The 25,471-nt window shown below is 59.1% G+C and carries 19 protein-coding genes and 1 tRNA gene; 15 read left to right on the top strand and 5 right to left on the bottom strand.

What is annotated here, in order from left to right; translation table 11 throughout:
- From nusA to BUC26_RS02685, 3 genes are all read right to left on the bottom strand, one after another.
- Entirely contained in the window at positions 1 to 1,545 is a 1,545-nt protein-coding gene (nusA, locus tag BUC26_RS02675) for a transcription termination factor NusA (protein ID WP_073373290.1), read from the bottom strand.
- 77 nt (positions 1,546 to 1,622) lie between these two features.
- Positions 1,623 to 2,078 carry a ribosome maturation factor RimP gene (locus BUC26_RS02680; protein WP_073373291.1) on the bottom strand — a complete coding sequence of 152 codons (456 nt, stop codon included), beginning with the start codon at positions 2,076 to 2,078 and terminating at the stop codon, positions 1,623 to 1,625.
- A gap of 233 nt (positions 2,079 to 2,311) precedes the next feature.
- A tRNA-Gly gene (locus BUC26_RS02685) sits at positions 2,312 to 2,387 on the bottom strand.
- Positions 2,388 to 3,113: 726 nt separating this feature from the next.
- Here BUC26_RS02685 and BUC26_RS02690 point away from each other — a divergent pair.
- The 10 genes from BUC26_RS02690 to BUC26_RS02735 all read left to right on the top strand — a co-directional run bounded on the left by BUC26_RS02690 (position 3,114) and on the right by BUC26_RS02735 (position 15,840).
- Positions 3,114 to 5,576, top strand: a complete 2,463-nt coding sequence (locus tag BUC26_RS02690) for a DNA topoisomerase III (protein ID WP_073373292.1) — start codon at positions 3,114 to 3,116, stop codon at positions 5,574 to 5,576.
- A gap of 32 nt (positions 5,577 to 5,608) precedes the next feature.
- On the top strand, positions 5,609 to 5,995 hold the full coding sequence (gene rsfS, locus BUC26_RS02695; protein WP_073373293.1) for a ribosome silencing factor: 387 nt from the start codon (positions 5,609 to 5,611) through the stop codon (positions 5,993 to 5,995).
- Between the two features lie 83 nt (positions 5,996 to 6,078).
- Positions 6,079 to 7,476: a threonine synthase gene (thrC, locus tag BUC26_RS02700; protein ID WP_073373294.1), complete on the top strand. Its 1,398-nt coding sequence runs from the start codon at positions 6,079 to 6,081 to the stop codon at positions 7,474 to 7,476.
- Positions 7,476 to 8,327: a purine-nucleoside phosphorylase gene (locus BUC26_RS02705; protein ID WP_073373295.1), complete on the top strand. Its 852-nt coding sequence runs from the start codon at positions 7,476 to 7,478 to the stop codon at positions 8,325 to 8,327. Before thrC ends, BUC26_RS02705 begins: the two co-directional genes overlap by 1 nt.
- Positions 8,328 to 8,337: 10 nt before the next feature.
- Positions 8,338 to 9,687 carry an amidohydrolase family protein gene (locus BUC26_RS02710; protein WP_073373296.1) on the top strand — a complete coding sequence of 450 codons (1,350 nt, stop codon included), beginning with the start codon at positions 8,338 to 8,340 and terminating at the stop codon, positions 9,685 to 9,687.
- Positions 9,688 to 9,854: 167 nt separating this feature from the next.
- Positions 9,855 to 10,049: a twin-arginine translocase TatA/TatE family subunit gene (gene tatA, locus BUC26_RS02715; protein ID WP_073373297.1), complete on the top strand. Its 195-nt coding sequence runs from the start codon at positions 9,855 to 9,857 to the stop codon at positions 10,047 to 10,049.
- Positions 10,050 to 10,085: 36 nt separating this feature from the next.
- Positions 10,086 to 10,331, top strand: a complete 246-nt coding sequence (locus BUC26_RS02720; protein ID WP_073373298.1) for a Sec-independent protein translocase subunit TatA/TatB — start codon at positions 10,086 to 10,088, stop codon at positions 10,329 to 10,331.
- A 371-nt stretch (positions 10,332 to 10,702) separates the two neighbouring features.
- Entirely contained in the window at positions 10,703 to 11,845 is a 1,143-nt protein-coding gene (locus BUC26_RS02725) for a class II glutamine amidotransferase domain-containing protein (protein ID WP_073373423.1), read from the top strand.
- A complete protein-coding gene (locus tag BUC26_RS02730) occupies positions 11,803 to 13,443 on the top strand; it encodes a glutamate synthase-related protein (RefSeq protein WP_073373299.1) in 1,641 nt (546 codons plus the stop codon). Before BUC26_RS02725 ends, BUC26_RS02730 begins: the two co-directional genes overlap by 43 nt.
- 60 nt (positions 13,444 to 13,503) lie before the next feature.
- Positions 13,504 to 15,840, top strand: a complete 2,337-nt coding sequence (locus BUC26_RS02735; RefSeq protein ID WP_208609699.1) for an FAD-dependent oxidoreductase — start codon at positions 13,504 to 13,506, stop codon at positions 15,838 to 15,840.
- Between the two features lie 240 nt (positions 15,841 to 16,080).
- Here the strand turns inward: BUC26_RS02735 and BUC26_RS02740 are convergent, their stop codons facing one another.
- Entirely contained in the window at positions 16,081 to 16,356 is a 276-nt protein-coding gene (locus tag BUC26_RS02740; protein ID WP_073373300.1) for a hypothetical protein, read from the bottom strand.
- 202 nt (positions 16,357 to 16,558) lie between these two features.
- On the opposite strand from BUC26_RS02740, the gene BUC26_RS02745 reads away from it, so the two are divergent.
- The 3 genes from BUC26_RS02745 to BUC26_RS02755 all read left to right on the top strand — a co-directional run bounded on the left by BUC26_RS02745 (position 16,559) and on the right by BUC26_RS02755 (position 21,070).
- On the top strand, positions 16,559 to 18,730 hold the full coding sequence (locus tag BUC26_RS02745; protein ID WP_244155766.1) for a metallophosphoesterase: 2,172 nt from the start codon (positions 16,559 to 16,561) through the stop codon (positions 18,728 to 18,730).
- 375 nt (positions 18,731 to 19,105) lie between these two features.
- The gene (locus tag BUC26_RS02750) at positions 19,106 to 19,792 is read left to right on the top strand and encodes a TIGR00153 family protein (RefSeq protein ID WP_073373301.1); all 687 of its coding nucleotides are present in this window, start codon (positions 19,106 to 19,108) and stop codon (positions 19,790 to 19,792) included.
- Positions 19,793 to 19,804: 12 nt separating this feature from the next.
- Entirely contained in the window at positions 19,805 to 21,070 is a 1,266-nt protein-coding gene (locus tag BUC26_RS02755; protein ID WP_073373302.1) for an inorganic phosphate transporter, read from the top strand.
- A 42-nt stretch (positions 21,071 to 21,112) separates the two neighbouring features.
- Here the strand turns inward: BUC26_RS02755 and BUC26_RS02760 are convergent, their stop codons facing one another.
- Positions 21,113 to 22,966 (bottom strand): transglycosylase domain-containing protein, encoded by a 1,854-nt coding sequence (locus BUC26_RS02760; RefSeq protein ID WP_073373303.1) that lies wholly within the window; start codon positions 22,964 to 22,966, stop codon positions 21,113 to 21,115.
- Between the two features lie 105 nt (positions 22,967 to 23,071).
- Here BUC26_RS02760 and mutL point away from each other — a divergent pair, with 105 nt between their 5' ends.
- Positions 23,072 to 24,913 carry a DNA mismatch repair endonuclease MutL gene (gene mutL, locus BUC26_RS02765; protein WP_073373304.1) on the top strand — a complete coding sequence of 614 codons (1,842 nt, stop codon included), beginning with the start codon at positions 23,072 to 23,074 and terminating at the stop codon, positions 24,911 to 24,913.
- Entirely contained in the window at positions 24,895 to 25,464 is a 570-nt protein-coding gene (locus BUC26_RS02770) for a 3D domain-containing protein (protein ID WP_244155767.1), read from the top strand. Before mutL ends, BUC26_RS02770 begins: the two co-directional genes overlap by 19 nt.
- Positions 25,465 to 25,471 lie beyond the last annotated feature (7 nt).

Here is a 25,471-nt window from a genome sequence, read left to right on the forward strand (position 1 = left end):
TTATTCCGGCTTGGCCGCGGGCGACTGCTCTTCCTGCTCGTCAGCCTCGTCGGCCGCATCTTCGGTACCGGCTTCATCGGCTGTGTCTTCAGCTGCACCTTCGCCTGCTGCATCTTCTCCTGCGACTGCATCAATCGCATCTTCGGTACCGGCTTCATCGGCTGTGTCTTCAGCTTCAACTCCGCCTGTTGCGTCCGGAAGCGGACCGTCGCCGGCTTGGCTCTGACGGTCGGCAGCCTGCGCCTTCTCGCGTAACGCTGCCGCAGCCAACTCCTTCTCCTCCTGCTCGGCGGCCTCGGCAAGCGCCTCCTCACCGGCAAGATTGGCCGCCGCATCGATAAGCTGCGCCGCGTACTCTTCGTCGATGGCCCGAATAATCGTCAATGTTTCCGCCGAAGCACGGGCCAGATCGACGACCGACTTGATCTCCTTGGCCAGCAGTTGATCGGCCAGGTTTTCATCGATTCCCGGTACCTGCAGCAATGACTGGTAACCCTCGTCTTCCAGGTTGGCCCAGCGCTGTTCGCTCTTCACATCGATCCGCCAGCCCATCAGCTTCGAGGCCAGGCGGACGTTCTGTCCCTGTCTGCCGATAGCCAGCGACAGCTGGTCGTTGGGTACGACCACGAGCAGCGAGTTGGCGTCCTCGTCGACCATGACCATACTGACATGGGCGGGCGCCAGTGCATTATAAACATATTTTGCCGGATCGGGGCTCCAGGTGACGATATCGATGCGTTCACCCTGCAATTCCTGGACGACGTTCTGGACCCGGCTGCCCTTCATGCCGACGCAAGCGCCGACCGGATCGACATCGGACTCGGATGAACTGACCGCTATCTTTGCCCGAAATCCCGGCTCCCGGCTGACACCCATGATTTTAACGATGCCTTCGGCAATTTCCGGCACCTCGAGCTGGAACAACTTCTCGAGAAATTCATCGGCAGTGCGCGACAGGATCAACTGGGAATCACGGCTGTTCTGGCGAACCTCCAGCAAATAGGCACGTATCCGGTCGCCCTGCTTGAACGAGCGTTTCGGTATCTGGTGTTCTTTGGGTAGAATCGCATCGGTACGACCGAGATTGACCACCATGTTGCCGCGCTCGAAGCGTTGGACGATACCACTGACAACTTCACCCTGACGATCCTTGAACATGTCGTATATAACGTCACGCTCGGCATCCTTCATACGGTGAATGATGACCTGTTTGGCGGACTGAGCGGCGATGCGACCGAGTTCGGTAATGTTTTCCATTTTCTCGCCGAGTTCATCACCCAGCTGGACCTCGGGATCGAGCACTTTGGCGGCCTCGAAAGAGATCTCGGTCTGATCATCCTCGGCGACCTCGACAACACTGCGGAACTGGAACACTTCGACTTCACCCAATTCCTCGTTGTAGTGCACTTCGATGTCGCGCCTGCTGCCGTACTTCTTTCGGGCGGCGGAGGCTACCGCTTCCTCGATCGCCTCTACCAGAAGCCGACGGTCGAATCCGCGATCCCTGCTGATCTGGTCAATTATCCGTTTTAAGTCCGATACCATTATCCTACCTCACCATCAGCGCTTCCCATGCCAAGGAACCGGCCGTTGCGGTTGTGCGCCTCTGTCCTAAAACCACCCTAAAGAGTCAGACGGGCCTTGTTGATCTCATCCCAGGGAACGGTATGCAGCTCCCCGTTTTCAAGTTCAACGATCAGTGTCCCGTCGCCCACCTCTTGCAGCCGACCGATAAAAACCTTCTGGCCGTCTCGCTCCTGCGACAATTTCACGCGTATTTTTTCCCCGACAAACCGTCGGCATTCAGCTAGTGAACGCAGCATCCGTTCCGCCCCCGGCGAGGAAACCTCCAAATGATACTGGTGCTCGATCAGGTCTTCCACGTCAAGGAAATCGCTCACTTCCCGGCTCACCCGGGAACAATCGTCAAGCGACACGCCGCCGACCCGGTCGATGGTCAAACGCAGCACCCAGCCTTGGTTCTCCCGGCGGAACTGGACATCATAGAGCTCCAGCCCCATCGCCGGCAAGAGCGACTCGGCAAACTCACGAACACGGCTGACCACTCCTTCGTTCATCGTCCTTCAGTTGTTTCATTTGGCCTGTCACGACGCCGCGTTGCCGACTGCTGTCAGCGCCGGGTTATCCGACGGCCGCACATTGCTGTGCCGGTCATAAAAAAAAAAGCGGGCAAAGCCCACTTTCCTATTCCTGGCAACACACCCTGCGTTCCAGGTATAAGCAACCGTCCCTCGGCTCGTGCCCCAGGTGCAGGCTGTTGTCGATGACTGCAGACGGTTGGTCTTCGGTGTGGAGCGGGCAACGAGGCTCGAACTCGCGACCTCAAGCTTGGGAAGCTCGCGCTCTGCCAACTGAGCTATGCCCGCATCTATCAGACCGTAACGTGACTAAGTAACCACACGTTGCCTGACTTGTCAAGATGTTGCACCTAACAGAATGTTTCGGACTAGCTTCACTGGCTATATAAATACAACAGGCGACGACAATCCGTCTTCCCGACCTGGCCGATCCTGTCTGAGATTGCAGCACGAAGGCCCGGCAAGACAGAAAATTAGCTTCGAAGGGTTACTAAATGACCACCTTTGCCAGTGAGCGAGGACGGGTTGTAATATGCCCGGCCTTTGTTTTACCTGAATTCCATGTTCCCGGGCTGGCCGGTTCTGCCGGAGGCTGCATCGCGATGGCCCGGCTGGCCGGAGAATCAGGGCCGAAGGGCTGCGGACAGGACGTCCGCAGCCGGCGGTCAGGCCATGGATGGCCTGTCTGCCGGCCTCGGAGGCCAGTCGATCAGGCCGCAGCGCAGCAGCCGGAGGCAGGACCGGCCAGCCCTGCCGGCTGAGCTTATAGCGAGCGGAAGGCTTCATAGCCAGCGGGGAACAGGATTAAACCCGTCCTGCCGTTAAAGAGATTGACAAACCCGCGGCTGATTAATACAACAACGGGCAACTGTGCCTGAAAACATATCGTCCCGTCGTATCCAGGCCCCGCATTTGCATTGCAATTATCCTATTTATCTCCATAATTTGGGAAAAACATGCAGCACCGCACCGGGATGAATCGCCTGGCCGGAAACAGCCGACACATACGGATAAATGACTGAAAAAACATTAATCATTGCAGAAAAACCAAGCGTTGCCGGGGACCTGGTGAAGGTACTGCCCGGTCGCTTCAAGAAGACTCGCAGCCATTACGAGGGAGATCACTACATCGTTTCCTTCGCTATCGGGCATCTGGTTTCCATCTGTTATCCGGAAGAGATCGACCCCCGCTATCAGAAATGGCGTATGGAAGATCTGCCGATCCTGCCGCCAACCTTCCCGCTCAAAGTACTCGACTCGACCAAGTCTCAGTTTAATGCGCTGCAAAAACTGATTCGGCGCAACGACGTGGCGACCATTATCAATGCCTGCGATGCCGGCCGGGAAGGCGAGTTGATCTTCAAGTACATTATCAGCCTCGTCTGGAACAAATCGGTGGCCCAGAAAGTCCTCAAACGGCTCTGGCTGCAATCGATGACCGACGATGCGATCAAGAAGGGACTTGCGTCGTTGCGCAGCGATCCCGAGATGGTGCCGCTGGAGGACACCGCACGCTGCCGCTCCGAGTCCGACTGGCTGATCGGCATCAACGCCACCCGGGCGCTGACTGCCTACAAGTCCCGTTTCGGCGGATTTTTCAAGACCCCGTGCGGCCGGGTTCAGACACCGACTCTGTCTCTTCTCGTAAAGCGGGAGCAGGAGCGCCAGCGGTTTGTTCCGCGGCCCTATACCACGCTGCTCGCTACCTTTACCGCGGCAAGCGAAAGCTATTCCGGTAAGTGGATCGATATCGCCTTCAAAAAGGATCCTGCCGACCCCGACCGGCGGGCCGATCGTATCTGGGAGCCCGAGCGAGCCCAGGCCATTATCGACGCCTGCACCGGCCAACCCGGAGAGGCCGAAGACTCCTCAAAGGAAACGCAGCAGATAGCGCCACAGCTCTACGATCTTACGACACTGCAGCGGGAAGCCAACTCGCGCTTTGGCTTTTCGGCCCAGAATACGCTGAGCATCGCCCAATCACTCTATGAACGGCACAAGGTGCTTACCTATCCGCGGACCGACTCCCGCTATTTGACCCAGGATTACCGGGCGACGGCCACGTCCGTCTGCAAGACCCAGAAAAACTGGCAGTACGGGGTGCACGCCGAGACCGTTCTGGAGAAAAAATATATCGGCGCCAACCCGCGGGTTTTCAACGACGCCAAAGTCTCGGACCATCACGCCATAATCCCGACCAACAAACTGCCGGCCGATCTGAGCGAGGCCGAACTGAAGATCTATCGTATGGTCGTGCAGCGCTTTCTTGCCGTCTTTTTCCCACCGGCCCGCTACCTGCAGACCAGGCGAATCACCGTCGTCGCCGAGGAATCTTTTCTGACCGAAGGCAAAATCCTGCTCGATCCGGGCTGGAAAGCGGTCTACCTGGACGGCGGCAGCGAAAAGGGCGACGGGATGCTCAACGCCTTGCCCGCCGGCGCCACCATCACCTGCACGGCGGTCGAAGCCCAAGCCGCCGAGACCAAGCCACCGGCCCGTTTCAGTGAAGCGACCCTGCTGTCGGCCATGGAGAACTCCGGCAAACTGGTCGACGACGAGGAACTGGCCGAAGCGATGAAAGAACGCGGCCTCGGCACCCCGGCGACCCGGGCGGCGATCATCGAAAAATTGCTCAACGAGAAATACCTGGTTCGCGAAGGCAAGGAATTGACCCCGACCGGCAAGGCCTTCGAGCTCTTCGCTCTGCTCGAGGCTATGCACGTCGACGTGCTCGCTTCGCCGGAAATGACCGGCGATTGGGAGTTCAAGCTCAACCAGATCCTCAAGGGCCAACTCACCAGAGAGCAGTTCATGAAGGAGATCCGCGATCTGACCAGGCAGATCACTGAGCGGATCAAAGGGTACGAAGATAATCACGAACAACGGCAGGCCCCGTTCAGCCCGGTGGGCGATGTCGTTTTCTTCGAGACACCGACCGCCTATATCAGCGAGGATAAGCGGCTGACCATCCGCAAAATCCTCGGCGGCCGGGTCATGGAGCCGCAGGAGATCGTTGCTCTGATCAAGGGTGAGACGATCGGTCCGTTCAGCGACTTTCGCTCGAAAAAAGGCAAACCCTTCACCGCGTCGGTTCGCTTGACCAACAACAAGGTCGATTTCATCTTCGCCGATACCACCGACGGCCTCGATATCGATGCTATTAAAGAGGCCGGCTCGCTCGGCCCCTCGCCGATCGACAACACACCGGTATACGAGACACCGGCCGGCTATCTCTCTGAATCAGCTCTGGATAACGACGAAAAAAACGGCCTGAAAATCAGCAAAGTGATTCTCGGAAAAACCATCACCCCGGACGCCATCCGTCACCTCCTGACTGAAGGGAAAACACCGCTCATCAAAGGCTTTATCTCCAAGAAACGAAAACCGTTCGATGCCTACCTGCTGATCGACGGTCGCGGCAAGATCACCTTCGAGTTTCCACCGCGCCGTCCCCGACAAACCGCGAAAAAGCATTGACACTTCAGAATTTAAACGGCACAAAAGAAAAGATGAAACGTTTAAAGAAAGAGTTTCAGGCCCTCGACGGCCGGGAACTCGCCCTCACCTGCTCACGTATCGCCGAAAACGGCAAAGCGGATGACATCGCCGTCCTCGATGTCCGCGGCAAAGCCTCGTTCAGCGACTACTTCGTGATTATGAGCGGCCGCTCCACCCGGCACGTTCAGGCCCTGGCCGAGAGTATCGAAAACGAATTGCGTTCCAAACGGATCAAGACATCCCAGGCCGAAGGGCTGCAAGAGGGAACCTGGGTACTGCTCGATTTTGGCGATGTGGTCGTTCATGTATTTTATCACGAACAACGCTCATTCTATGATCTCGAAGGTCTCTGGCACGACGCTCCGCGCCTTGATCTGACGCCTGTTGCCAACGGCTGACCACCCCCGGCAACGGACCTGCGCGACGCCGCCTCGATCCCGTTGAACCACGAACCGACCTGAGCATCGAGCTCTCCGAAACCATGAAATATATCAGTACTCGCGGCGGTATCGCCGCCATCTCATTTACCGAAGCAGTCATGATGGGATTGGCCACCGACGGCGGTCTGCTATTGCCGCGGACCATTCCCCGCGTGGATCGACCCACGTTCGAGTCCTGGCAGGGACTGAGCTATCAGGAGCTGGCCTTTGAGGTCATGTCGCGCTTTATCGACGACATCCCGACTTCCGACCTGAAATCCCTGATCGCCGCATCCTACTCGAGTTTCGACCATCCCGACGTAACACCGCTCGTCCATCTCGACGACCTGCATATCCTCGAGCTCTTCCACGGTCCGACCTTCGCCTTCAAAGATATCGCGCTGCAGTTTCTCGGCAATCTCTTCGAGTATCTGCTGAGCAAAAATGACTCCTACCTGAACATCCTCGGCGCCACCTCGGGCGATACCGGCAGCGCCGCCATATACGGGGTCCGAGGCAAGGAACGGATTGCCATCTTCATCCTCCACCCGCACCGGCGCATCAGTTCGGTGCAGGAGCGGCAGATGACGACGGTAACCGACGCCAATGTCTTCAATATCGCCATTGAAGGAACCTTCGATGACGGGCAGGCTATCGTCAAGGAGATGTTCAGTGATGTGGTCTTCAAGCAAGCCCATCACCTCGGCGCCATCAACTCGATCAACTGGGCCCGGGTCCTTGCCCAGGTGGTCTACTACGTCGCCAGCTGTTTGCATATCGCCGGTCATGAAAACGACCGGGCCGCCACCTTTGCCGTACCGACCGGCAATTTCGGCGATATCTTCGCCGGCTACATCGCCAAAAAGATGCTGCCCGAAGGCTGTATCAGCAAACTGGTGCTGGCCACCAACGCCAACGACATCCTGACCCGGGCCATCAACAACGGCGACTACTCGCTGGGACAGGTGGTCGCCACGTCCAGTCCATCAATGGATATCCAGGTAGCCTCTAACTTTGAGCGCTATCTCTACTATCTGCTTGACAGTTCACCGGAACACGTCAGAGACGCGATGGCGCACCTCAAGGAAACGGGCGGCCTGCAACTCGACGATTGTCTCGGCCACATGCGGCGCGATTTTGTCGCCGTGGCAGTATCCGAAGACGACGTGCGAGCTACCATTGCCGACTACCACGAACGCTACGGTTACGTGCTTGACCCGCATACCGCCGTCGGCGTCCGGGCAGCTACCCAGCATCGAGCCAAAGGAATCTCGACGATCTGTCTGGCCACCGCACATCCGACCAAATTTTCGACGGTTGTCGAGGAGGCCACCGGCCGACCCGTCGATCTGCCGCCACCGCTGGCCGAACTGCAAGACAAGCCGACCCGCTGCGAAGTCATGCCTGCCGATCGAGCCGCTATTACCGCCTTTATCGAGCAACACGCCATCCGCCGGTAATGGGTTTTTCAATCACAACATATATCGACCAGGTCAACCGGGCCGCTGCCTACCTGCAGGCGCACCTCGGTCCTCTGCCCGATACCGCCATCCAGCTGGGAACCGGTCTCGGCGCTTTTGCCGACCATATCGAGACGGAACAAGTCATTGCCTACCGTGACATTCCCGGCTTTCCCCGGGCCACTGTACCCAGTCACCGAGGCAGTCTGATCGTCGGCACCGTCAATGGACGGCGACTGGTCGTCCTGTCCGGACGGTTCCACTATTACGAAGGCTACTCCACCAAGGAAGTGACCTTTCCGATCCGGGTCCTACAGATGCTCGGCCTGCAGCGGCTGATTATCACCAATGCCGCCGGCGGCCTGAACCCGGCCTTCATACCCGGCTCGATCATGATTATTCGCGATCACCTCAACTTTCTCGGCGAAAATCCGCTCCGCGGCCCGAACGTCGAAGCATGGGGGCCACGGTTTCCCGATTTCTCGCAGGCCTACCAACCACGGTTGATCGAGTTGGCCTTGGCCGGCGCCGAGAGTTGCGGCCTGAAGGATTTGATCACCACCGGCGTCTATGTCTGCATTCCCGGCCCAAGTTTGGAACCCCCCGCCGAGACCCGCTGGCTCAGGACCTGTGGGGCCGATGCCGTCGGCATGTCGTCGGTCCCGGAAGTTATCGTTGCCCACCATGGCGGCATCGAGGTCCTCGGCCTGTCCGCCGTTTCAAACGTCAACGACCCGGACGATTTCCAGCCGTTGTCGCTCGGTGCCATTATCGAGGAAGCCGCCGCCATCGCACCGAAGCTCGAACGGTTGGTCATCGACATCATCACCCGGTTGCACCCCCCAGCCTGACAGGATTTTCATGACGCTACCCGCCGCCCCGCCCCGCCAACTGATTTCTGCTCGCTACCTGTTGCCCACCTGGCGTCAGCAAGACTGCATCGAAGACGGGGCCGTCCTCGTCTACGGCGATACCATCGAGGCGATCGGCAGCCGCAGTGACCTGCACCGCCGCCATCCGGACCTGCCGGAACTGCATGAACCGCACGGTCTGATCATGCCTGGTCTGGTCAACACCCACACCCATGCACCGATGTCCTGTTTCCGAGGCCTGGCCGACGACCTGCCGCTGATGACCTGGCTGCAGGACCATATTTTTCCGGTCGAGGCCCGTCTTGACCGGGAAACGGTCCGGTTGGCCGCCGAATTGTCCATCGCCGAGATGATCAAATCCGGCACCACGAGTTTTTGCGACATGTACCTGTTCGCCGATCAGGTCGCCCAAGCGGCCGACGCGACCGGCATGCGCTGCTGGTTCGGCGAAGTGCTCTACGATTTCGACTCGCCGTGCTACGGCGCTCTCGAGAACGGACTGCGGTTGACCGGAGACCTGATCGAACAGTATCGCGATCACTCCCTCATCACCGCCACCGTCAATCCGCACAGCATCTATACCTGTGCTCCGGAACTGCTCGAACGATGCGGTGAACTTGCGGCCGACACCGTCAGCCTGCTGGTCATCCATCTGGCCGAGACCCAGTTCGAGGTGCAGACCTGCCGCGAGCGATACGGACTGACTCCGACCCGCCATCTCGACCGCCTCGGTCTGCTCGGCGAGCGCACCCTGGCCGCCCACTGCGTCTGGCTTGATGATGGAGACATCGAACTCTTGAGCAAGCGCGGCGTCAGCGTCGCCCATTGCGTCGAATCCAATCTGAAACTTGCCTCCGGGGTGGCCCCGATTCCTCGCCTGCTTGACCACGGTGTAACCGTCGCCCTCGGTACCGACGGCAGCGCCAGCAACAACGATGTCGATCTCTTCGCCGAAATGAGCAGTGTCGCCAAAGTCCACAAGGGAGTGAACCTGGACCCGACTGTGATGTCCGCCGAGACTACCCTGCGTGCGGCCACGCTCGGCGGCGCCGAAGCACTCGGAGCCGGGCAGCTGATCGGCACACTGGCACCGGGGAAACAGGCCGATCTGATCGTTCTCGATCTCGATCAACCGCACCTGACCCCGCTCTACAATATCCCGTCACACCTGGTCTACGCCGCCCGCGGCGCTGACGTGATCCATTCGCTGATTGCCGGCCGTCTCGTCATGAAGCAACGGCAACTGCAAACCATCGACGAAGCGGCAATCATCGCCGCAATGCAGGCCCTTGGCGACCGGGTTCAAGCTATCAGGAACACGGTGCGCACCTCTTGCTGACACGGCGATCGATTAACGATCGACAAAGAATTACGGAACACTCGCCCTGCTTGACTTTCTTGCCATACTGCTCTAAAGTCAGCGGTGAATCGTCGAGGGGTAATCGTCGCGCTCACCGACCTTTGTGGCCGAGAGCCGCCCCTGAACCGTTTTTAACGAGGTAGCGTATGTTCGGACTGGGAATGCCGGAACTCATCATTATACTGGTTATCATCGTCATCATTTTCGGGGCGGGTAAGCTTCCTGAAATCGGCTCCGGTATTGGCAAAGGCATCAAAAACTTCAAAGAAGCGACCAAACAGGAAGAGAAAAAAGCGCTCGACGAAGAAAAAACCGACAAGAACGATCCTCCGTCCCCTTGAAACACAGCCGCAAACCTTCACCCAGGAGTTTTCATCATGTTCGGACTCGGCACCCCAGAATTGGTCATCATCCTCGCCATTGCCTTTCTCGTCTTCGGTGGCAAGAAACTCCCGGAGATCGGTTCCGGGCTCGGCAAGGCCATTTCCTCATTCAAGAAAGGCGTCAGTGACGTCGAAGATACCGGCACCGGCCTGATTAACGATCTTCCCGGCGTCAAAGAGGTCAAGGACGTCAAGGAGCAGGTGGACCAGGTTAAAAATATCGGTAAGGTCCTCAAGTAGTTCCGGCCGGTCTCATTCTTGTGTAAGGCCGGCTGACTGCCGGTGCCCAGGCTTGCGGGCGTGTGTAGCACAAGCCGTTGCCACTTTTTTTCTGTCGTTTTCGCTCACTTCTTGACGATTATCTTGACGTGATCAGCGTTTTTGCGTCCCACCATTGACGATTCCGCACATTCCCTTCACACACCCCTCATCATCGGCTCGCCGCCGCTCCAGAGCTGCTTGACGAAGCCGTCTTTTTTTTGTATTCCTGCAGTTTCGCTTTACCCGACCGGCCGGCCGGCCGGCCCACAACACCCCTGCACGGTCCTCCCCGGAGCCGACAAGGAAACAGCCGCCACCGAGCGGTGCTACTCCCCTCAGGAGACAAACAGATGTGTCGATTAGCATTGAAAACAGCCAATGAACCGTTCTCACCCTTCGACGTGTTGATGGCCATGGAGGCCATGCAGGAGGGTTACGACGGCTCCGGTCTCGGCTTGTTGCTGCGGGGCATGGAATTCGAGGATTTTCGTTACAACCCGAAATTTCCGATCCTCTCCGGCATCGCCGAAAACGAAAAGGCCTGGCGCCGGCTGGACAACTTCATGGAAGAGCGCGGCTACGAGCTCAAATACGATCACAAGTTCCACATGAAGCGCTCCTTCATGGACGGCAAAGATCGCTATCGCTATTTCGTTCGGGCCTACCGCATGCCCGACCGGTTCGGTGACGCCAGTCGTGAAGACAGAGAGATGGAGTTGCTCAAAACCAGGCTGGCTCTACGCCAGGACGGTGAGGAACATGGCAATGACTTGTCGGTCTTTTCCTTCTGGCCCGATGTGACGATGATCAAGGAAGTCGGCTGGCCGTTGCAGGTCGGCAACCTGCTCAGCCTCCACGACGGCCAGATCAAGTCCCGCGTCTGCATGGCCCAGGGCCGGCAGAATACCAACTACGGCATCAATCTCTACGCCTGCCATCCCTTTTTCATTCAAGGCATCGCCACCATGACCAACGGCGAGAACACCGCCTTCGTGCCGATCCGTGACTGGCTGGTCGGCCGCAATCTGCCCGGTTATCTCGGCTACCAGAGCGACTCGGAGGTGTTCACCCATATTCTGCACTACACCCTGAACCATCTGAAACTGCCGCTGCAGACCTACAAGCATATCATCACGCCGCTCAGCGCCTTAGAACTGGAGCGCCACCCGCAAGGCGAATTTCTCAAGGGGTTGCGCAACGCCTGCCGACGGCTGATCATTGATGGGCCGAACGCAGTGATCGGCACCTTACCCGACGAGAGTTGCCTGCTGGTCATGGACCACAAAAAACTCCGCCCGGCCACTGTCGGTGGCCGCGAAGGCGTTTGGGCAATCGCCTCGGAAATGTGCGGCGTCGACGCGATGGTTCCCGACCGTGATCCGGCCCTCGACTTTCAACCGATGCGCGAGCACACCGTTATCATTCCTCCTGACAGAAAGGAACTCACCATATGGTCCCAATTCGAACAATTCCCGTTGAGCCAGGCAGCCTGACCTATCCGGACCTACCCTGGATCATTGAACACCGGGAAGATCGCTGCACTCTGTGCGGCCATTGCACCACTGTCTGCCCAAAGGAATCACTCTATCTGGCCTACCGGCGGCAGCGTATGCCGCAACTGCAGATCCTGAGCAAGAAGCGCGGCAATGAATACCGGACCTTTACCGGCATCCGCCAGCGTACCGATCCGGCCCATGCCTGTATCGGCTGCGGCATGTGCGCAATGGTCTGCCCGAACGAGGCGATAACTCCGGTACTCAACACCGTGGAACGCCGCTCCCAGTTCTTTGCCAACCAGAAGGGTGAGGCCTACAAACGCGGCGGCCGACGCAACGCCTCCGGAGCAACCCTGCTCGACCGGGTCATCTTCGATCGCATCTCGATGCTCACCGACCCGGCACTCGATGCCGGCCGGCACGAATTTACGGTAACCACCTCGATCGGCCGTATCCTGTCGCCGGAAGATTACCTGGACCGCCGTGTCAAAGGTGGCTGGATTCCGCCGACCCGGGAGGTGTTCCCGTTTATCATCGGATCGATGTCGTTCGGCGCGCTGTCGCCCAATATGTGGCTCGGACTGCTCCAGGGCGTCGCCTATTGCAATGAAGTCCTCGGCATACCGGTGGTCATGTGCACCGGCGAGGGTGGCTGTCCGCCGTGGGTGCTGAAGAGTCCGTACCTGAAATACATCGTGCTGCAGATCGCCTCCGGCTACTTCGGCTGGGACGAGATCATCCGGGCGATACCTGAGATGCAATGCGACCCGGCGGCGATCGAGATCAAGTACGGCCAGGGCGCCAAGCCCGGGGACGGTGGCCTGCTCATGTGGTACAAGGTCTCCAAGTTGATTGCCCGGTTGCGCGGCGTCCCGGAAGGCGTCGACCTGCCGTCGCCGCCGGTGCACCAGACGCTGTATTCGATCGAGGAGAGCGTCATGAAAATGATCCAGACCATGTCCATGGCTTTCGGCCACACGGTCCCGGTCTATCCCAAGATCTCCGCCTCGACCTCTGCCAAAGCGGTACTCAACAACCTGGTACGCAATCCCTATGCCGGCGGTCTGCTGATCGACGGTATTGATGGCGGCACCGGCGCCGCCTATCACGTATCGCTGGACGCCACCGGCCACCCGGTCGCTTCCAACGTCCGTGAGTGCTATCTCGATCTCTGCGCCCAGGGCATGCAGAACGAGGTACCGATCTATGCCGCAGGCGGCATCGGCAAGAACGGCAACGTCGCCCAGAACGGTATGGCCCTGATCATGCTCGGGGCCAGTGCCGTACATATCGGTAAATATATCATGCAATCCACCGCCGGTTGTCTGGGCAACGAACAGAACCGCTGCAACGTCTGCAACCTTGGCATTTGTCCGAAAGGCATCACCAGCCAGAACCCGAAACTCTACCGGCGCCTCGATCCGGACAAGGTCGCCGAGCGGGTGGCCGAAACCTTCATGGCCATCCAGACCGAGGTGAAAAAGATCATGGCCCCGCTCGGAAGGTCGCAATCGCTCCCCATCGGCATGTCTGATGCGATCGGCATCGGCGACAAGGATGCCGCCGATTTACTGCAGATCAAATATGTCTGCTGATCGACAGCTGCGCACAAAGGAATTGCTGTTATCGCTTATCATCTTGCAAGGAGTTCTTTAGTGACTACCACGGTCTTACACGGGCGGGACGAAAACGGCCTGCGCATCTCTTCCATGGATTTCGAACGGCTGGTCCGCGAAGCCGCCGTCCAGTCGCCCCAGTTGGTGCTGGAGACCTTCGGACAGCACAATATCGGCATCCGGCTGCAACGACCGGGTGGTCTGCACCTGCAGATCGAAGGCCCGTGCGGCCAGCGGCTCGGGGCGATGGGACAGCCGGGAACAACCATTTCCTGCCGGGGATCGGTCTCCGATGACCTGGGTTATCTCAATATCGGCGCGGACATCACCGTCCTCGGCGACGCGACCAACGGCGTCGGCAACGCCATGGCGGCAGGCAGGCTCTCCGTCGGCGGCTCCATCGGCGCCCGCGGCCTGACCATGACCAAATGGAATCCGGAGCATAGTCGTCCGGAACTGTGGATTCTCGGTTCGACCGGCGACTCGTTTGCCGAATTCAATTGCGGCGGCATCGCCGTGGTCTGCGGCCACGAAGCCAAAAACCCCGACAACGTGCTCGGCTATCGACCCTGCGTCGGCATGGTCGGCGGCCTCATTTATTTCCGCGGCCGGCACGACGATTCCTATGCCCAAACCAACGCCCGCCTGGCACCGCCCGACGACGAGCAATGGCAGTGGCTGATCGACAATCTGCCGCTCTACTTGGAGCGGATCGGTCATCCGGAATTGTTCGAGCTGCTCAGCGTGCGCGACGAGTGGCAGATGCTGATCGCCGTCACGCCGCAGGAACGAGCACTGATGTGGTCCGGCCCGATGCCCATGGCCGAGTTCCGCCGACAGTTCTGGAGCAAGGCCTTCGGTGGCGGCGACCCGCTGCGCGATCTGGCCCCTGACCAGGATCGTTCGCCAATCGGCACCATCGTCACCGGCGAGTTGCGCCGTCGGGCACCCTGGTGGGCCAACAATGAAGCGGCAGCACCCTGCACCTATTATTGCCCGATCCACATCCCCACCGTTGAGCGGCTACGCTTGATCAGGGAAGGGCGGATCGACGAGGCCTACGAATTGGTACTCGGCTATACGCCCCTGCCGGCCTCGGTGTGCGGGGCCATCTGCCCCAACCTGTGCATGGAAAACTGTACCCGGACCGGCATCGACGGCTCCATCGAAATGCAGATTCTCGGCCGCGCCGTCGCTCATTTCAAGGCACCCGCGGAGGCTCCACCGATCGGCAAAAGGGTCGCTGTCATCGGCGGCGGTCCGGCCGGACTCAACGCCGCCTGGCAGCTGGCCATCGCCGGTATCGAGGCGCACATCTTTGAAAAGGACAGCCGGCTCGGCGGCAAACTGGCCCAGGTCATTCCCTGGGAGCGGTTGCCGCAGGCCATCTGGGACGAGGAGATCAAACGATTCCGCTCGATGTCCAATATCACCGTCCATGAAAATAGCGGCATGGACCCGGACACCTTCGAGCGGCTCCTCCGGGAATTCGACTACGTGATCATTGCCGTCGGCACGCATCAGCCCCGCCGGCTAACCTTCCCCGGCCACGAACGGGTCGTTCCGGCACTTGATTTCCTCAAGGAGGCAAAAGGAAAAGAGACCATGAATATCGGTCCGCAGGTGGTGGTCATCGGTGCCGGCAACGTCGGCTGCGATGTAGCCTGCGAGGCCTACCGTCTCGGGGCGCAGCAGGTGACCCTGGTCGACATCCAGAAACCGCTCGCCTTCGGCAAGGAAAAGGAGGCGGCGGAAGCCCTCGGCGCCCAATTCCGCTGGCCGGTCGTCACCAAAGAGGTCACTACCGACGGCCTGGTCACCGACAGCGGGGAATTGATCCCTGCCCAGACGGTCTTTATTTCCATTGGCGACGTTCCGTCCCTGCCATTTTTGCCCGAGAGTGTGCAGACTCTGCAGGTCGGCGGTGCGAGTTGGATCAAGACCGACCCGTCACATCGGACGTCCGATGCCAAGGTATTGGCGGTCGGCGATGTGGAAAAACCCGGTCTGGCAACCGACGCCCTCGGCGCCGGCAAGGTTGCGGCCGAAACCATTATCGCTGAAATCAAAGGGGCGCCATACGTCCCGTTCAGCAAACAGCTGATTCCGCAGCGCGCCCTGACCATCACCCATTACAATCCGAGCGAGCGCGGCAGCACCGAAGCGGAACAGGCCGACCGGTGTCTCTCCTGCGCTACTTGCCGGGACTGTCACCTGTGCGAGACGATCTGCCCGACCGGGGCCATCAGTCGCCGGGACATCGAGGCCGGCGGGCAACGGAGTTTCGAGTACATCTCGGATGAAAACAAATGTATCGGCTGCGGCTTCTGTGCCGATACCTGCCCATGCGGCATCTGGCAAATCAACCCATTCTAAGCCACCGGCGGGACAGGTTTTAACCTGTCCCGCGCTAACTTCTGTCCTCCGCCTACCTTCAGCGTGGTCGGAAGGGCTGGCCGGGGGACTGATTTCCATTTTGAAAACGCAAAAAGGGACGGGTTTTTGCCTGCCCCTTGCCTTCACCACGGTCGGCACGAGTTTAACCCCATCCCGGCCGCTCACAATCACAACACACTCCGATAACACCCCAGATCCGATTGATTCCGAGACGACAACCTATTTCTGAAACCGCAGGTAGACTTTGTACGCGCCGCTGTCGATATCACGCGGCAGCAGATCGCCGTCGGGGACCATGATGGTCAGCACCCTGCCCTTGAGGGGGTCCTTGGTCTTCTTGCCGCGCCGTTCCATCCCAGACGGACCGGCAACACCTTTGCGGGGTGGACGGATGTGGAGCAGTTTGGCCTCAATAAAACCGCTCGGTGGGGGCGGTTCGGTCTTGGCAGGAAAATTCTGGCTCAGCGACGGGGTGGACCCGATGATTATTTCCATGACGGCGCTCCGGAGCGTTGGACCACGGCAGTGCCTGCGACGCTGCCTGTTATCTGTAGGAAATATAAGGCAGATAATACCCGATCAGACAATGTTGACAAGTTCTTCGACCACGGATGTGCGTCTTTTTCCATCCTCTCGGCCGACAACACCGTTGCCGCTGGGCTCACCGCGACCGCTCACGGCAGGAAAATGGCCGGTAATGATTCAGCAGGCATGCTATAGTAGATCAACCAAAGATCGTATCGTCAGCAGCATCAATACTCCGGCTCCAATGAAGAACCCACTCGCCAAAAAACTCAAGCCGATCAAAGAGGTCCAGACCATTCGCGGTGTGCAGCTACCGATCGGCCTGGAATTCAGACAATTGGTGATCACCGGCCCGCCGGGGGCAGGAAAAACCTATTATATCAACCAGATCCGAGGGTGGCCCAACGAAGGATACATCGACCTGAGCAGGAAAGGATGGTGGCGCGACCAAACCTTGATTTATCGTCCGCGTGAAATCAACCTCGGCATCCCCTATCGCGGCCGGAAAGAGGTGCTCACCGTTTTTGACCAGGAGTGGCGCGAATCTCCACCGGGATCGCTACAAATCGACTATCAGCGCATCAGAATTCCGCCACAGTCCCACAGTCTGCTGCGGACTAATTGGCGAGACCGCTATATTTTCGAATTCATCATCCCCGAACCGGAAGTGGTCTACGAGCGACGACGCAGCCGGCAAAAAGAAGGCTACTTCCCGGTAGATGCAAACTTGACCCTGGCCGAGGTGACCCGACAAATCCAGACCTATTGCGATATCGCCCTTTATCTCCATCGAGCCGGGGTCCATGTATGCATCAGGCACGATATCAGCGAGCCGCCGATGTTGATCAGCGAAAAAGGCGATGTGTCCCTGCCGCCTTGGGCCGTGGCAGACGCCAAGCCGCGGCCGAACCTGAAGACGTTGACCGGCTGGAAACAGCTGCTGCTCGGCCAGAGTCCGATTCCCTGGTTTTCGGTAACCGACAAAATACAGGAGTTGACCGGGCCGAGCCGGATTCCTCACGACGGCAAGAGCCTGGACATCCTCATCGGCGCCTTCCACCTCCGATTGTCTCCGGAAATACCGATGGGCACCAGCAAGGACTACCTGCGCTTCAACCGCAACTGGATCGTCAAGAAACCGGGCAGTTGCAGCGAGGTCAACATTCGCGGCTTTGCCCGTATCTGTCCCGGAGATACCGTTATCATCGGGCGTTCAAACAAAGATTATGACGATCTATTCTCTTTCACCAGAGAGGTGGCCAAACGCCAACTATCCGTTTCCAACCTCAAGGGCGATCTGCTGGTCAAGCCGCTCAGTGATCAGCAGCGGATCAGCGTCGTCCGGATCGAGGATCTGGACAGCAGGGAACAGATGGATGCCAGCCGGGTCATGGCGATGCGCCAGGTGCGCTCACTGCTGGGCGGAAAAATCGCCGATCTGGACCGAACCAGTGCGCTGTCCCTGATTCTCGAAGTCAATGAGATCCTGGCCACCGAATCCTATCGACCACTCGACGGTTATGACCTGCCCGGCGGCCTGGTGGAGTTACCGGACGAACCGACACCGGTCATCATCGGCGACCTGCATGCTCAGACCGACAACCTGCTCAAAATTCTCACCGAGAATTGTCTCTTCCAGGCCTTGAAAAGAAACAACGCGATTCTCTGCATCCTCGGTGACGCGGTCCACTCGGAAAACATCGAGGAGATGGAGAGGATGGACAGTTCGATCCTGATCATGGATCTGATCTTTTCCCTGAAACGACGGTTTCCCGCCAATGTTTTTTACCTGCGAGGCAACCACGACGATTTCAATCCGGAACTCTCCAAAAACGGTGTCGCCCAGGGACTCTTGTTGAAAATGGAACTCGAGCGGCAACGCGGCCACGCCTACGTCGAAGCGATGCAGACGTTTTATCACCGCCTGCCCTACATGATCGTCAGCCCCTCGTTTATCGCCACCCACGCCGGACCACCGCGGGCCGGAACCACCCGGGAACAGATCATCCAGATCAGATTGAACCGTCAGACCGGTGAGGAGTTGACCAAGAATCGTCTCAAACGGCCACACTATCTGAGTGGTTACGGCAAAGCCGATATCAAGACTCTGCGTCAGGCCTTTCAAGCCTCGAAGTCCACACCGATCATCGTCGGCCACACCCCGCTCGACCCGTTCGGCTCAGTCTGGCAGAATGTCGGCGGCATCAAGAATCATCACATCATCTGCAGTTCACACCAGAACGGCCCGGCCTGTTTCACGAGGATCAACGGCAAGATGGTGCCACTCACCTATTCCGCGGAACCGCTGACTAAATTGATCAACAAACTCAAACACAGGCCGTGATGGGTGGGCGGATGATCAGGCCGCAGCGCAGCAGCTGGAGACAGGACCGGCCAGACCTTCCGACCATGACGCCGATCTTCATTGTTCTTTCTGACGTCCCGTCATGGGAGTATATGAAATCGTTCTATCGAACTGGTTGGCTGCCCTGCCAGTGGCACCATTGATTTTCATGTTTTATTGTGACATTCCGTCATGGGGGTAATAAAGATTAGCAAGCAATGAAGCAGGGATGGATGTATAATTGTCTTGAAGAGAATCCTGATCATCTGCTAATCAGTCCCTAACTTTTCCGACGTTGGAAAAATCATCTCAATCGATACTCGCAGTCCGCCCGGTGTTGAGACTTGCTCCTGGCAGACTGTGATACAATCAGCCATGGATATCAAATCTACCACTCCGCTGTCCGGCCTGTTCAGGAAATCACCGTTCAAACCGGTGCAACAGCATATGCGCCTGGCATTCAACTGTATCTGCCTGTTGCCGCCACTGCTCGACGCCTTGTATCGCAAGGATTATGAACAGCTCAAGGAATTTGCCGAAGAAATCATCGCACTTGAATCGGAAGCCGACGAAATCAAACAGGCCTTTCGCCTAAACATGCCGAATACGCTGCTGCTGCCGGTCGATCGCAAAGACCTGCTCAGCCTGATGAGCGATCAGGACCATCTCGCCGACCTAGCCGAAGAAATCGCCAAGGTGCTGCTCTATCGAGACATGGAGGTGCCCGACGCCCTCAAGGTTATACTCGACGAACTGTTGGAAGGGACCATGGAGATCAGCGTAGCGGCCAAGGATCTGATCGAACAACTCGATGAGCTGCTGCAGGTCGGCTTTCGCGGCCGCGAGCAGGAGAAGGTCTCACTAATGATCGCCGGTGTTCGGCGCAGCGAACACAATATCGACGCCATCATCCATCGGGTCAAACGCACGCTGTTCGAACATGAGCGCCGGCTCGACCCGATTTCGGTCATGTTCTGGTATCAGTTGATCGATCTGCTTGGTGGCATCTCCGACCAGGCCGAAAACATAGCCGATCGGCTTCTGCTCTTCCTCTCAAAATAATCAGCTATCAACATGGACATCATCGCATCGTACGGCACCGTTCTCGTGGCCCTGGCCGTAATTTTCGGCCTCTACATGACCTGGGGAATCGGTGCCAACGACCTGGCCAACGCCATGGGTACCTCGGTCGGTGCCGGAGCGGTCACGATCAAGCAGGCGATCTGCATCGCCATTGTCTTCGAATTCGCCGGTGCGGTACTGGCCGGCGGGCATGTAACCGGTACGATCAGGAAAGGGATTATCGACCCTTCGGCAATCACCGGTTCCCCGGAGATTCTTGTCTACGGAATGCTCGCCTCGCTACTGGCCGCCGCCTTCTGGCTGATGGTCGCCTCATGGAAGGGCTGGCCGGTATCGACCACCCACTCGATCGTCGGTGCCCTGATCGGCTTTGCCATCGTCGGTATCGGTCCGGAGTCGGTGAAGTGGGGCAAGGTCGGCAGTGTCGTCGCCAGCTGGCTGGTCAGCCCTGCTGTCGGCGGGACCATCAGTTTTCTGCTGGTAATGAGCACCAGAAAACTGATTTTCGACACCGACAACCCATTGCGTAACGCCAAACGATTCGCTCCCGGCTATGTCTTTCTGGTTGGCTTCATCATTTCCCTGGTCACCCTTTTCAAAGGTCTCAGCCATCTCAATATCGATCTGTCGGTACCGCAGAGCTTCGGCGTCGCTATCTGCTTTGGGTCGTTGACGTCCATCATCGGCTGGTATTTCATTCGCCGGATCAAGGAAGACCGTGTTGCCGACCGAGATTTTCATTTTGCCAGCGTGGAGAAGGTTTTTGCGCCGATGATGATTTTTACCGCCTGCGCCATGGCCTTCGCCCATGGCTCGAACGACGTGGCCAATGGCATCGGTCCGCTGGCAGCGGTAATCAGCATCGTCAGTTCCGGCGGCGAGGTCATGCAAAATTCACCGTTGCCGGTCTGGGTCCTGCTGATCGGCGGCGGTGGTATCGTGCTCGGCCTGGTGACCCTGGGCTACCGCGTCATGTTGACCGTCGGCCGCAAGATAACCGAACTCACCCCGTCACGCGGCTTCTGTGCCGAACTGGCCGCCGCAACGACAGTCGTCATCGCCAGCCGGACCGGCATGCCGGTATCGACCACCCATATTCTGGTCGGCGCCGTCCTCGGTGTCGGCCTGGCCCGCGGCATCGGCGCTCTCGATTTGCGGGTCGTCCTGAACATTATCGTCAGCTGGCTCGTCACCCTGCCGGCCGGAGCCATCATGGCGATGCTCTTCTTCTTCACCTTGAAGGGAATTTTCGGCTGAATCGCCCAGTCCGGAAAACCGATCTTCATACACAAGTCTCTTCTACTCACCGACTGCGACGGTGCTCATGAACCGGCGCCAGATCGGCGCCGCCGTCCGTCCTCCGTTCTCACCGTTGCCCAGACTCCGGTTACGGTCGTGACCGATCCAGACACCGGCCAGCCACCGGTCATGAAAGCCGATAAACCAGGCGTCCCGGTTGTCGTCCGAGGTGCCGGTCTTGCCGCCCGATGTCCCGACCAAACCGGCCGCCTGGCGACCGGTTCCTTCACCAATCACCCGAATGAGCAATTGTCTGACCTGATCGGCGCTGGCTTTTGACAAGACCTGTCGCCGCTCCGGTCGCGCCTGGTACAACTGCCGCCCGTCATGTTCAGTTATCCGCTCGATCAACATCGGCTGAACACCAACCCCATCACAGACAAACGGCAGGTAGGCCCCGGTCATTTCCAGCGGCGACACATCGACGGCACCGAGGGCAAGCGACAAGTCGGGCGGCAGGTCGCTGGAAATCCCGGCCTTTTTGGCCAGTTCGTGAACCGGCCTGATGCCGATCTGCTGCATGGTCTTGATCGCCGGGATATTGTAGGAATGGATAAGGGCCGTGCCGAGCGTCACCGAGCCGTGGAAGCGTCCGGAAAAATTCCGGGGTCGCCAGGGTCTGCCGTCGGCCCCGGTAATGGCGATCGGCTCATCCACCAGCCGGGTCTGCGGCGTCAACCGGCGTTCGAAGGCGGCCCCGTAGAGTAGTGGTTTGAATACCGATCCGGCCGGCCGCTGCGCCTGGACAGTGCGATTGAACGGGGTCTTGGAGAAATCGCTGCCGCCGACCAGGGCCCGTACTTTACCGGAACAGAGCTCAAGGCCAACCAGCGCTCCTTCCGGGTGCCCCGTTTGCTGGACGTCCGGTGATTGGCGAGAGGCAATCGCGTTGACCCCATCCCTGATGACCCGTTGGCCGGCCCGCTGCAAACGCTGATCAAGGTTGGTGTGGATCCTGACGGCAGCAGTCTCGAGCGGCCGAGAGATCATCTTCTGCGCGCGCCGGCGCACTTCGGCAAGATAGTAGCCGTTGGTCGACCCGGGCGATCCGGCACTGATCGTCGGTCGCCGCTGGTGGGCTGCCTGGGCCTGTTCGGGACTGATATACCCGTCGGCAACCATGCGGTTGAGCACATAGCGCTGGCGGGCATGGGCGCGTTGCCAGTGCTGTTTCGGAGAATAGCGACTCGGCGCCTGGGGCAGCCCGGCAAGCAGTGCCATCTCGGCCAGCTCGAGCCGCATCGCCGGCTTGCCGAAATAGGTCTGGGCGGCGGCCTCGACCCCGTAAGCACCGGCCCCGAGATAGATATGATTGAGATAGATATAGAGAATCTCGTCCTTGCTCAAGAGCGTGTCGATACGCCAGGCGAGCATGGCTTCCTTGAATTTGCGCAGGTAGGTCTTCTCCGAAGAGAGCAGCAGTCCTTTAGCAACCTGTTGGGTAATCGTCGATCCGCCCTGGCTTTTCCTCCCGGCCCGGACATTGTTGACCAACGCCCGCAGCACCGAATAGAAATCCAACCCCGGATGCTCGTAAAACCGGCCGTCCTCGGCGGCGACAAAGGCCTTGGGCAGCAGCGCCGGCATCTCGTCAAGACCGATAACAACCCGGTTTTCAGTGAAAATCCGATCGACGACGGCCCCATGGCGGTCGAGAATCAGCGTCGCCTGGAGTGGCTGATAATTGCTGACATTCCTTATGCCGGGTAGATTCAGCTGCTGGAAAAACCCGAGCAGGCCGGCGAGAAAGACGCTGAGCAGCAGTGCCACCGAAAAGAAAAAAGCGATGATGTGCTTCTCGCCCAGCACCTTTGTGCGCCTGGTCGCCGTCTTTTTTGTGCCAGAACTCGTCATCGTCCGCCGCCTGATATTGAATATTGCGCTGTTACCACCTATAGTAAAAACTTGTCTACTGTAGCCTCGAAGCAAAAAACGAGCAACCGCTATCAAGCCTGACGCATGTCCAAAATCCGTATCCTTCCCGAACACCTGGCCAACCAGATCGCCGCCGGCGAGGTGGTCGAACGACCCGCCTCAGTAGTCAAGGAGCTGTTGGAAAACAGTCTCGACGCCGGGGCAGACCGTATCGAGATAGAAATCGAGGGCGGCGGGACCCGGCTGATCCGGGTGGTAGACAACGGGGAGGGCATGGATGAAGACGACGTGCTCCTCTGCCTGGAACGGCACGGCACCTCCAAGCTCTTCGAGTCCGACCAGCTCAGCGAAATCGCCACCTTGGGTTTCCGTGGTGAAGCCATCCCCTCCATTGGTGCAGTTGCAAAACTGACGATTATCTCACGAACGCGTACCAGCGAGCTGGGTACCATGGTGGTTTCCCATTTCGGCACGGTCAAGACCGTCCGCGAGTGCGGGGCCAGGGTCGGGACCAGCATCGAAATCGCCAACCTGTTCGGCAACACCCCGGCCCGCCGGAAATTTCTTCGTACCGCCCGTACCGAGATCGCTCATATCGACGAGGCCGTCAGAAATTGCGCGCTGGCCCGGCCGGACGTTTGCTTCTCCCTGCACATCGACGGCAGGCAGACCCTGCGGCTTGAGCGTGAAACAACCATGGAGCGACGGTTGGCTCAACTGCTCAACTTTCACGACGAATTGATCACCATCGACAGCGGCCCGCCCGGACCGGACGGTATCTCCGTCCACGGACTGCTCGTCCCGCCGGAAGCGGCGGCACCGAGCTCAGGACGCCTGCGGTTGCTGGTAAACGGCAGAATCATCAGGGATCGACTTTTGACTCACGCAGTTGCTGAGGGTCTCCGCTCCTTCCTGCTCAAAGGCCGTTTTCCGGCCGGGGTTATCGACGTTACCCTGCCGCCCGCCGAAGTCGACGTCAATGTCCACCCGGCCAAGCAAGAAGTCCGCTTCCGCGACAGTCGAACCGTCCATCACCTGGTCAGCCAGGCGGTACGTGACGGCATGTTCGACCGTCAACAGCAACTACGCCGCGAGCTGTTCCAAGCCCCCGCGACACCGGTGCAGCAGGCCGACGAATCGATCACAGCGGCCGCTGCACCACCGGCCGGCAAACTGCCGGACGTGGCGTCGGCCGAGCCCCCGTCACGTCCGGCACCACCCTCCTGGCAGGCGGTATCAGCGGTTGCCTCCAGCTTCCAGCCGACCACCGGCGAGGCGGAACCGCCCCGCGCCTACGAAGAGCGACAAACCGCCGGCCTGCCGGCCGCCGACACCGAGGGCACAATTCGGGTCGATGAACTGCTGGTCATCGGCAGCTACCGGGATCTCTATATCTTCTGCCGGAACCGGGACCGGCTGGTGGTGATCGATCAGCATGCTGCCCACGAGCGCCTGCTCTTCGAGGAGCTACGCCGTCAATATGTCGTGGGACGGGTAGCCTCGCAGCAATTGCTCTTCCCGGTCACCGTCGAGCTCAGCGCCCGGCAGGCGCAGCTGGTGGAGGCCTCGCTTGATATTCTGAGTCAGATGGGCTTTACGCTGCGCGACTTCGGCGGTACCACCTGGGTGATCGGCGCCGTTCCGGCCCTGGCCGGCAGTTCTCACCCGCAGCACCTGTTACTCGACGTCCTCGACTCGCTCGGCGGCGACGATCAGGGCGGCGACGGATCCACGATCGATACCATCCTGGCGACCATGGCCTGCAAAGCCGCGGTCAAGGCCGGCGATCACCTTGACGATCGAGAGATCACCGCCCTGCTCAAGAAAATGGCCGAAGCCGACTTGTTCTCCCACTGCCCGCATGGCCGGCCGGTGGTAAAAATCTTCCGTGAAACGGATCTGAAAAAATGGTTTTCCCGCACGTAACTCCCGGCACCGCCTATCGAACGTGTCGCGGCCTGTCCCTGCTGTTGTCGCTCCTTCTGTTGCTGAGTGCCGGCTGCGCCAAACAACCGACTACGACGCTGATGGAAGTGACCGCCTATTGCGGCTGCTCGAGTTGCTGCGGCTGGGAGCGCGGCAGCTGGGCCTATCTCAAGCTCGATTTCTGGAACAAATACGTCAGCAGCGGGCCCCAACAAGGCGCGTCTTACTCCGGTCGCACGGCCAGCGGTACCTATCCGCGGGAACCCCAGCAAGGATTCTTCTCACTGGACAGTCTGCAACGCCCCTGGATGATCCCTGTCAGAGTGCTGCTGCCCTGGAAATTTCTGCCCAGTGACGGCACCATTGCCGCCGATACCGCCTATTACCCCTTCGGTACCAGGATGTATGTCCCCGATTACGGCTGGGGCACGGTCGAGGACCGGGGCAGTGCCATCAAAGGACCGACGCGGATCGACATCTTCTATCACTCCCACCGGAATGCCCTGCAGTGGGGCCGCCGCCGGGTCAACGTGACCATTGAACGCCAATGAGTGGAGG

It is taken from the genome of Desulfofustis glycolicus DSM 9705 (genome assembly GCF_900130015.1).
Classification (GTDB): Bacteria; Desulfobacterota; Desulfobulbia; order Desulfobulbales; family Desulfocapsaceae; genus Desulfofustis; species Desulfofustis glycolicus.

Excerpts from the sequence above, each read along its gene's own strand:
- tatA (WP_073373297.1), top strand. The coding sequence starts at position 9,855 with ATGTTCGGACTGGGAATGCCGGAACTCATCATTATACTGGTTATCATC.
- BUC26_RS02755 (WP_073373302.1), top strand. The coding sequence starts at position 19,805 with ATGGACATCATCGCATCGTACGGCACCGTTCTCGTGGCCCTGGCCGTA.
- thrC (WP_073373294.1), top strand. The coding sequence starts at position 6,079 with ATGAAATATATCAGTACTCGCGGCGGTATCGCCGCCATCTCATTTACC.
- BUC26_RS02750 (WP_073373301.1), top strand. The coding sequence starts at position 19,106 with ATGGATATCAAATCTACCACTCCGCTGTCCGGCCTGTTCAGGAAATCA.
- BUC26_RS02730 (WP_073373299.1), top strand. The coding sequence starts at position 11,803 with ATGGTCCCAATTCGAACAATTCCCGTTGAGCCAGGCAGCCTGACCTAT.
- BUC26_RS02770 (WP_244155767.1), top strand. The coding sequence starts at position 24,895 with ATGGTTTTCCCGCACGTAACTCCCGGCACCGCCTATCGAACGTGTCGC.
- rsfS (WP_073373293.1), top strand. The coding sequence starts at position 5,609 with ATGAAACGTTTAAAGAAAGAGTTTCAGGCCCTCGACGGCCGGGAACTC.
- BUC26_RS02740 (WP_073373300.1), bottom strand. The coding sequence starts at position 16,356 with ATGGAAATAATCATCGGGTCCACCCCGTCGCTGAGCCAGAATTTTCCT.
- BUC26_RS02725 (WP_073373423.1), top strand. The coding sequence starts at position 10,703 with ATGTGTCGATTAGCATTGAAAACAGCCAATGAACCGTTCTCACCCTTC.
- BUC26_RS02760 (WP_073373303.1), bottom strand. The coding sequence starts at position 22,966 with ATGACGAGTTCTGGCACAAAAAAGACGGCGACCAGGCGCACAAAGGTG.
- BUC26_RS02710 (WP_073373296.1), top strand. The coding sequence starts at position 8,338 with ATGACGCTACCCGCCGCCCCGCCCCGCCAACTGATTTCTGCTCGCTAC.
- BUC26_RS02720 (WP_073373298.1), top strand. The coding sequence starts at position 10,086 with ATGTTCGGACTCGGCACCCCAGAATTGGTCATCATCCTCGCCATTGCC.
- BUC26_RS02690 (WP_073373292.1), top strand. The coding sequence starts at position 3,114 with ATGACTGAAAAAACATTAATCATTGCAGAAAAACCAAGCGTTGCCGGG.
- BUC26_RS02680 (WP_073373291.1), bottom strand. The coding sequence starts at position 2,078 with ATGAACGAAGGAGTGGTCAGCCGTGTTCGTGAGTTTGCCGAGTCGCTC.
- BUC26_RS02705 (WP_073373295.1), top strand. The coding sequence starts at position 7,476 with ATGGGTTTTTCAATCACAACATATATCGACCAGGTCAACCGGGCCGCT.
- mutL (WP_073373304.1), top strand. The coding sequence starts at position 23,072 with ATGTCCAAAATCCGTATCCTTCCCGAACACCTGGCCAACCAGATCGCC.
- BUC26_RS02745 (WP_244155766.1), top strand. The coding sequence starts at position 16,559 with ATGATTCAGCAGGCATGCTATAGTAGATCAACCAAAGATCGTATCGTC.
- nusA (WP_073373290.1), bottom strand. The coding sequence starts at position 1,545 with ATGGTATCGGACTTAAAACGGATAATTGACCAGATCAGCAGGGATCGC.